We start from the raw sequence: 7,299 nt of genomic DNA on the forward strand, positions 1-7,299 counted from the left end.
TGCGGGGGGTTATTCCTCTTCTTCGGGGAACCACTGGGCGGCCATGACCGGCCCGTAGTACAGGGCCTCGTCCTCCAGTTCCTCCTCGATGCGCAGCAGCTGGTTGTACTTGGCCAGCCTGTCGGAGCGGCACAGGGAGCCGGTCTTGATCTGGCCGGAGTTCACGGCCACGGCCAGGTCGGCGATGAAGGCGTCTTCGGTTTCGCCGGAGCGGTGCGAGATCACCGTGGTGTAGGCGGCCTGCTTGGCCATCTCGATGGCGTCCAGGGTCTCGGTGACGGTGCCGATCTGGTTGAGCTTGATCAGGATGGAGTTGGCGATGCCTTCGTTGATGCCGTCGGCCAGGATGTCCGGGTTGGTGACGAAGATGTCGTCGCCCACCAGCTGGGTGGTGTCGCCCAGCTTGTCGGTCAGCTCGCGCCAGCCGTCCCAGTCGCCCTCGGCCAGGCCGTCCTCGATGGAGATGATGGGGTACTTCTTGGTCAGGCCCAGGTAGTAGTCGATCATCTCGGTGGAGGTGAACACGCGGTTCTCGCCGGAGAAGGAGTACTTGCCGTCCTTGTAGAACTCGGAGGCGGCGGCGTCGATGGCCAGGGCGATGTCCGGGCCGGGGCGGTAGCCGGCGGCCTCGATGGCCTTGAGGATGTACTCGAAGGCTTCCTCGTGGGACTTCATGTTGGGGGCGAAGCCGCCCTCGTCGCCCACGGCGGTGAGGTGGCCGTCCTTGGCGAGGATCTTCTTCAGGGCGTGGAAGGTCTCGGCGCCCATGCGCAGGGCGTCGGCGAAGGTGTCCGCGCCCACGGGCACGATCATGAACTCCTGGATGTCCAGGTTGTTGGGGGCGTGCGCGCCGCCGTTGATGATGTTCATCAGGGGCACGGGCAGCACCTTCGAGTTCACGCCGCCCAGGTAGTTGTAGAGGGGCAGGCCCAGGAAGTTGGCCGCGGCGCGGGCCGTGGCCATGGAGACGCCAAGGATGGCGTTGGCGCCCAGGCGGCCCTTGTTCTCGGTGCCGTCGAGCTCGATGAGCAGGTTGTCCAGCGCGGTCTGGCGCAGGGCTTCCATGCCGACCACGGCCTCGGCGATCTCGCCCTGGACGTTCTCCACGGCGCGGATGACGCCCTTGCCGCCGTAGCGGTCGTCTTCGCCGTCGCGCAGCTCGACGGCTTCGCGGGTGCCGGTGGAGGCTCCGGAGGGCACGGCGGCGCGGCCCACGGCGCCGGAATCCAGGGTGACTTCGACCTCCACGGTGGGGTTGCCGCGGGAGTCCAGAATTTCCCGCGCCCAGACAGCGGCGATAGTGCTCATGTTCGATTCTCCTTGTGGGATCGTTTTCCGATGTTGTTTCAGGTTCTCCGGCGGGCGGCGGGAGCCGCCACCTCCTCATACACGAGACGCAGCCCGTCGAGAAGAAGTTCCGGCCTGACGTTGGCGATTGCGGGGCAGACGCGTGCCAATTGCGGGGCGAATCCGCCCGTCGAGATAACGGTGACGGGTTCGCCCAGGTGGTCTTCGAGGCGGTCCAGGATGCCCTCCACGAGGGAGGCGAACCCGAAGAGCAGCCCCTGGTTCAGGCTCTCCACGGTGGAGCGCCCGATGGACAGCTTGAGCGATTCAGGCTCCAGGTCGATCTGGGGCAGCTTGGCAGTGTCCTGGGCCAGGGCCCGCGCCGAGGAGAGCACCCCCGGGCAGATCAGCCCGCCCAGGTAGCTCTGGCCGCGCACCACGTCGAAGGTGGTGGCGGTGCCGAAATCCACCGAGACCACGCAATGGGTGCTGGCGGCGCGGCGGGCCGCGTAGGCGGCCACCAGCCTGTCCGCGCCCACCTGTTCGGGGCGCTCGTACAGGTTGGCCAGGGGCACGGGGATGTCCTCGGGGACGAAATGCAGGGGCCTGCCGATGAAGCGGTTGCAGGCCTGGCGCAGCATCGGGTTCACGGGGGGCACCACGCTGATGGCCAGGATGGCATCCAGGCTATCGGGGGCCAGGGCCTCGCGGGCCAGCAGGGCGGCCAGGTCCAGCCCGAGCTGGTCGGCCGTGCTGGAGCGCGGCGTGGGCAGCACGTAGGACGACAGGCCGGACTCCCTGCGGTAGAGTCCTATCTTGATGTTTGTGTTGCCGATGTCGAAGAGGAGCAGGGCCATGTGGGTCTCCGGGCGAGCCGGGTGTGTCGATGGGTCGTATCCGACCTCAGGTAGACTATTTTCGCGTACTTGAAAAGGTGATAGCGGTGGGTACTGGCGCCGTTTAATCGCAACAAGGGGCTCTTATGGATCCAACCTCGCTGATACCGCCGGCGGACGCCCTGCCCGCCGCCCCGTGGCTGCTGCGCCTGCTGTTGGACGCAACCTTCGCGGTCCACCTGCTGCTCATGAACGCCATGCTCGGCCTGACCCTGCTCGGCTTCGCGCGCTCCCTGCGCCAGTCCGAAGGGCTGTCGCGCCAGGCCTCGCTGGTGCCCACCCTCACGGCCCTGGCCGTCAACGTGGGCGTCGCGCCGTTCCTCTTCCTCCAGACGCTCTACGGCCAGTTCCTCTACGTGGGCTTCATGCTCATGGGGGTCTATTGGGTGGGGCTGGTGCTGGCGGTGATGGCCGCCTACGGCCTGGCCTACCGCCAGAAGTACGCCCTGGGCCACACGCCCCACGGTCGCTCGGGCCCGCGCGGCACGCTGGTCTGGGGGGCGATGGCGCTGCTCATGCTCTACGCCTCCCTGGTGCAGGTCAACAACGCGCTGCTCTTGCAGCGGCCTGATTTCTGGAGCGGCTTCTTCGAGAACGCCTCCGGGACCATGACCGCCTTCGCGGACCGCACCTTCGTCCCGCGCTGGCTGCACTTCGTGCTGGCCTCGGTCTCCGTTGGCGGGCTCTCCCTGGCCATGGTGGGGCGCGGCCGCTCCCGCCGGGGCGATCCGCACGGGGCCGAGCTGCAGGCCGAGGGATTGCGCTGGTTCAGCCACGGCGCGCTGGCCACGGCCGCCGTGGGCCTGTGGTGGCTGGTCAGCCTGCCCCGCGAGGTGATGCTCGCCTTCATGGGCGGCCACGCCCTGGGCACCGGGCTGCTCCTGGGCGGGGTGGCCTCGGCTGGGGCGTCCGTGGCCTTCGGGCTGCGGGGCAAAGCCATCCCGGCGGCCTGCGGAGCGGTGGTCACCGTGTGCTTCATGGTGCCCCTGCGCGAGGTCCTGCGCATGATCCAGCTTTCCCCCCATCTCAACGACGCCGCCATGACCGTGCGGCCCGAGCCCACCACGGTGGCAATGTTCCTGGGGTGCATGGCCATATCCCTGGCGGTGGTCTGGTGGGCCGCGGCGCGGCCCGTACCCGACAGGAAGGGGGCGTAGGCGCATGGACTATCCCATACTGCATTGGACCTGGTGGGGCGGCGGCCTGCTCATCGCGCTGGTGGCCACCATCCACGTGTTCATCGCGCACTTCGCCGTGGGCGGCGGCCTGTTCATCGCCGTGATGGAGACCCGGGTGCAGCGCCTGGGCCTGGGGACCCTCAAGGACTACCTGCGCCGCTACGCCAAGTTCTTCCTGGTGTTCACCATGGTGGTGGGCGGGCTCACGGGCGTGGGCATCTGGGTGGTGATCGCCATCGGCGCGCCCGGGGCCACCTCCACGCTCATCCACTCCTTCGTGTTCGGCTGGGCCACGGAGTGGACCTTCTTCCTGGCCGAGATCGTCACCCTGCTGGTCTACATGAGCTCCTTCGAGGCGGAGCGCTCCACTCGCAGGCTCATCCTGGCCTGGCTCTACTTCGCCTTCGCCTTCGGCTCGCTCACCGTGGTGCAGGGCTTCATCTCCTACATGCTCACCCCCGGAGAGTGGCTGGCCACGCAGCGTTTCTGGGACGGCTTCTTCAACCCCACCTTCCTGCCAGGGCTGGTGTTCCGGGCCGCATTCGCCGCCCTGGTGGCGGGCGTGTTCGGCCTGATCACCGCCCAGGGCGTGGAGGATGAGGGCGAGCGCAAGCGGCTCTCCCGCTTCTGCGCGGTGTGGACCATCCTGCCCCTGCCGGTGCTGGCCGCGGCGGGCTGGTGGCACATCGCCGTGCTCTCCCCGGAGCAGAAGGTGCTGGCGCTTGGCCTCTCCCCCGAGGTTGCCTCGGGCATGAAGGCCTTCTGGTGGGCCGCGCCCTTCGTGGTGGCCGGCGGCGCGATGCTTGCGGGCGGCGTCTCCCGCGAGGTGGCCCGGAAGGTGGCCGTGTTCACCATGCTTGCCTCCTTCTGCGTGCTTGCCTCCTTCGAGTACATGCGCGAGGCCGCGCGCAGGCCGTACATCATCACCGGCTACATGTACTCCAACGGCATCCCCGTGGCCCGCGCCGGGGAAATCAACGCCAAGGGGGCGCTGGCCTCGGCCAAGTGGAGCAAGGTCAAGCAGGTCACGGACGCCAACCGCATGGAGGCGGGACGTGAGCTCTATTTCCTGGAGTGCTCCAGCTGCCACAGCCTGGGCGGCCCCATGCTGGACATGCTCCCGCGTAGCGCCAAGTACTCCGCCTTCGGCATGGAGGCCCTGCTGACAGGCATGGGCAAGATCGGCACCTACATGCCGCCCTTCCTGGGCACCGCGCAGGAGAGGGCAGCCCTGGCCGCCTGGCTCACCGAGGGGCTGCACGGCCCGCGCAAGGCGGAGGCCCCCAAGTTCCCGCAGGCGGTCGACACGGTGCCCGTGTTCACCGACGACACCCCCTACGTGCTCACCGCCGCGCCGGACAGGGGCATCAACATGCTCTCCGACGCCGACGGGCAATGGACCCTGGGCGTCGGCACGCAGGGGCTCACCGCGCAACTGATCCGCCGCGACATAGTCCCCGAGGCCGTCACCAAGGACGTCACCGTGACCTACACCGTGGCCGACGGCCAGGCGGGCAGCCTCCAGCCCCAGGGCAACGCCTTCCGGGCGGAGCTGATCCCGGTCTCGCCCTATCCCAAGTCCGGCGGGTTCCAGCCTTACCCGGTGGCCGAGGTCAACGCCTACGACGCCTCGGGCAAGCTGCTGGCAAGCACCAGGGTGGTGCTGCCCGTCTCCACGGAGCTGGGCTGCCGCTCCTGCCACGGCGGGCCGTGGAAGCACGGCGTGGCGGGCATCGCCCCCAGCACCGGGCGCGACGTGCTGGCCGCGCACGACAGGCTCTCCGGCACGCGCCTGGCCAAACGCTCCGGCACGCTGGAGTGCCGCTCCTGCCACAAGGACGTGACCGACACCCAGGCGGCTTCGCCCGCGGGAGCCCCCGGGCGGACCATGAGCCTCTCCGCGTCGATCCACGGCCTGCACGCGGTCTATCTGGCCGGGCAGGGGGCCAAGGCCTGCGACGCCTGCCATCCCACCAGCCCCACCGGGGCCACCCGCGCCTTCCGCGACCCGCACCAGGAGGCCGGGCTGGACTGCACCAACTGCCACGGCGCGCTGGAGGACCACGCCCTCTCGCTTTTGACCCGTGAGAAGGCCCTGGGCGCTCCTGCGGCGGGCAAGCTCATAAGCCTGATAACGCCCCGCGACGCGCAACCCGTGCCGCGTGAACCCTGGACCCAGGAACCCCGCTGCCTGACCTGCCACACGGACTACGGCCCGCCGCAGGGCATGCAGGCTTACGGCTCCTGGAGCAAGGACCGGGCGGCCCTGTTCAAGCACTCGCGGGACGACCTGGGCGCGATGGCCTGCTCCGGCTGCCACAGCTCTGTCCACGCGGTCTACCCGGCGCGCAACCCCTATGGGAAGATGCGCGACGTGCTCCAGCCCACGCAGTACCAGAAGAACACCAGCGCCCTTGGATCGCCCAAGACCTGCAAGGTCTGCCATACCATGGACATGGACGCGCCCGCGCACCATCCCGGAATGGGCCTGGACTGAGCGCGACGCAAACCAACATCAACGGCCGGGAAGAGGAAAGACTCTTCCCGGCCGTTTCAGTTTGGATTCCATGGCTGCAACCTGTCGGGGCTTGGGTCCGCGCGGGGGAAGCGCACCCCCCCGGTTTGCCGTAAGGGATGCTCCAGCCGGGCTCGGTGCCCATGCGGGCGAAAAACCCCCGCCAGGCATGTGACAGCTCCAGGGCGGCACGCAACGTCATCGGCTGCCGGGATTTCAGGGCAGGCCGAAGCGGGCCGCGGTGCGGGCGTATTCCTCTCGGGGCAGTTGGATCAGCAGGGGGGAGAGGGCCGGGTCCAGCCAGGTTGCCACGCGCTCCATGTCCGTACGTTCCATGGCCGTGCAGCCGGAGGTCGTGGCGCCGGGGGCGCGCCAGATGTGCAGGAAGATGCAGGAGCCCGCTCCGGGCACGGCCGGGGCGGGGTTATGGGCGACCACCAGGCCAAGGGCGTACTGGCCGTCCTTGCGCCGCATGACCTCGGAGCTGTTCCAGGCGCGCGCCGGGGCCGTCGAGGCATCCAGCAAGGTATTGTATTGCGGCGAGGCCGCGTCGTCCACGCACTCCAGCGTCTCGGTGGCCTGCACGTAGGGCATCCGCAGGCTCGGCGGCGGGGCCTGCGCGTAGCCGAACACCTGGCCCAGCCGGAAGACGCCCGCCGGGGCCCGGCCGTCGCCTTCCTGCTTGCGCGGGCCTTCCGCCGGGACCTCGTGCAGGCCGATTCCCCAGCCCAAGCCCTTGGGGCCGAGCGTGACCGCCACTGGCGGGCCGTCCTGCCGCCACGGACCGCCAGCATCGCGGCGGTAGAGGGTCAGGCGAGCGCTGGTGCAGCTCCAGCAGTCGCTGGTCACCACCAGCAGCTGTCCGGAGGCCGCCAGGGCGTCGTCCAGGGCGTCGTCCAGGGCGGCGGCGATCGCCGGGCCGGAAGCCAGAAGGGCCGTTAAAAGCAATAGCGCGGCAGAAAGAGGGAAGCGTTTCATGGCGCCAGGATGCAGTCCCTTGGAGGTGCCCGTCAAGAGGCGCATTCTCAAGCTCCCGGGGCAATTTGCCACTCAAGCCTGAATGAATTGTGGCTGAACCGGCCCTGTCCTCCCTCTTCGCCGCCGCGCGGACAGATGTATTTGAAGAACATCCGCCCGCGCGGCGGCGCAGAGGGAAGCCAGGGCCGCACACCGGACCAGCGCGGCAGTTTTCGGAATGCAAGGGGCGAAGCCTCGCACCCAATGGTTTTTCCTGCTCTGCACCCGCCCACGGAAACGGCTTCAGGCCGCTCATGCAGGCGCGCTGAACGCGAAGCGGAAGGGGATTGCAAAGGGAGGAACTCCCTTTGCCCGCCGGAGGCATCTCCCGCTTGTCTAGGCCCCAGCCGTGGGCGCACCCCCGGCCCCCGGGGCCCCGCACTTGAAGGAAAAAAACCCAAGAGGC

Annotated in this window: 5 protein-coding genes; 2 read left to right on the forward strand and 3 right to left on the reverse strand. The window is 68.9% G+C overall.

Annotated features, from left to right (window positions below; genetic code table 11):
* Nucleotides 1–9: 9 nt before the first annotated feature.
* Both eno and MLE18_RS06125 read right to left on the reverse strand, forming a co-directional pair.
* Nucleotides 10–1,308: a phosphopyruvate hydratase gene (gene eno / locus MLE18_RS06120; RefSeq protein WP_243368309.1), complete on the reverse strand. Its 1,299-nt coding sequence runs from the start codon at nt 1,306–1,308 to the stop codon at nt 10–12.
* A gap of 38 nt (nt 1,309–1,346) precedes the next feature.
* Complete coding sequence (locus tag MLE18_RS06125; RefSeq protein ID WP_243368311.1) at nt 1,347–2,144, reverse strand: type III pantothenate kinase; 798 nt, start codon at nt 2,142–2,144, stop codon at nt 1,347–1,349.
* Nucleotides 2,145–2,269: 125 nt separating this feature from the next.
* On the opposite strand from MLE18_RS06125, the gene MLE18_RS06130 reads away from it, so the two are divergent.
* Both MLE18_RS06130 and MLE18_RS06135 read left to right on the forward strand, forming a co-directional pair.
* The gene (locus MLE18_RS06130; RefSeq protein ID WP_243368313.1) at nt 2,270–3,340 is read left to right on the forward strand and encodes a hypothetical protein; all 1,071 of its coding nucleotides are present in this window, start codon (nt 2,270–2,272) and stop codon (nt 3,338–3,340) included.
* Nucleotides 3,341–3,344: 4 nt separating this feature from the next.
* On the forward strand, nt 3,345–5,858 hold the full coding sequence (locus MLE18_RS06135; protein WP_243368315.1) for a hypothetical protein: 2,514 nt from the start codon (nt 3,345–3,347) through the stop codon (nt 5,856–5,858).
* Nucleotides 5,859–6,092: 234 nt separating this feature from the next.
* On the opposite strand, the gene MLE18_RS06140 is transcribed toward MLE18_RS06135, so the two are convergent.
* Nucleotides 6,093–6,899, reverse strand: coding sequence for a L,D-transpeptidase family protein (locus MLE18_RS06140; RefSeq protein WP_243368317.1), 807 nt, complete (start codon nt 6,897–6,899; stop codon nt 6,093–6,095).
* Between the last annotated feature and the right edge of the window lie 400 nt (nt 6,900–7,299).

The organism is Fundidesulfovibrio soli, assembly GCF_022808695.1.
Taxonomy (GTDB): Bacteria; Desulfobacterota; Desulfovibrionia; order Desulfovibrionales; family Desulfovibrionaceae; genus Fundidesulfovibrio; species Fundidesulfovibrio soli.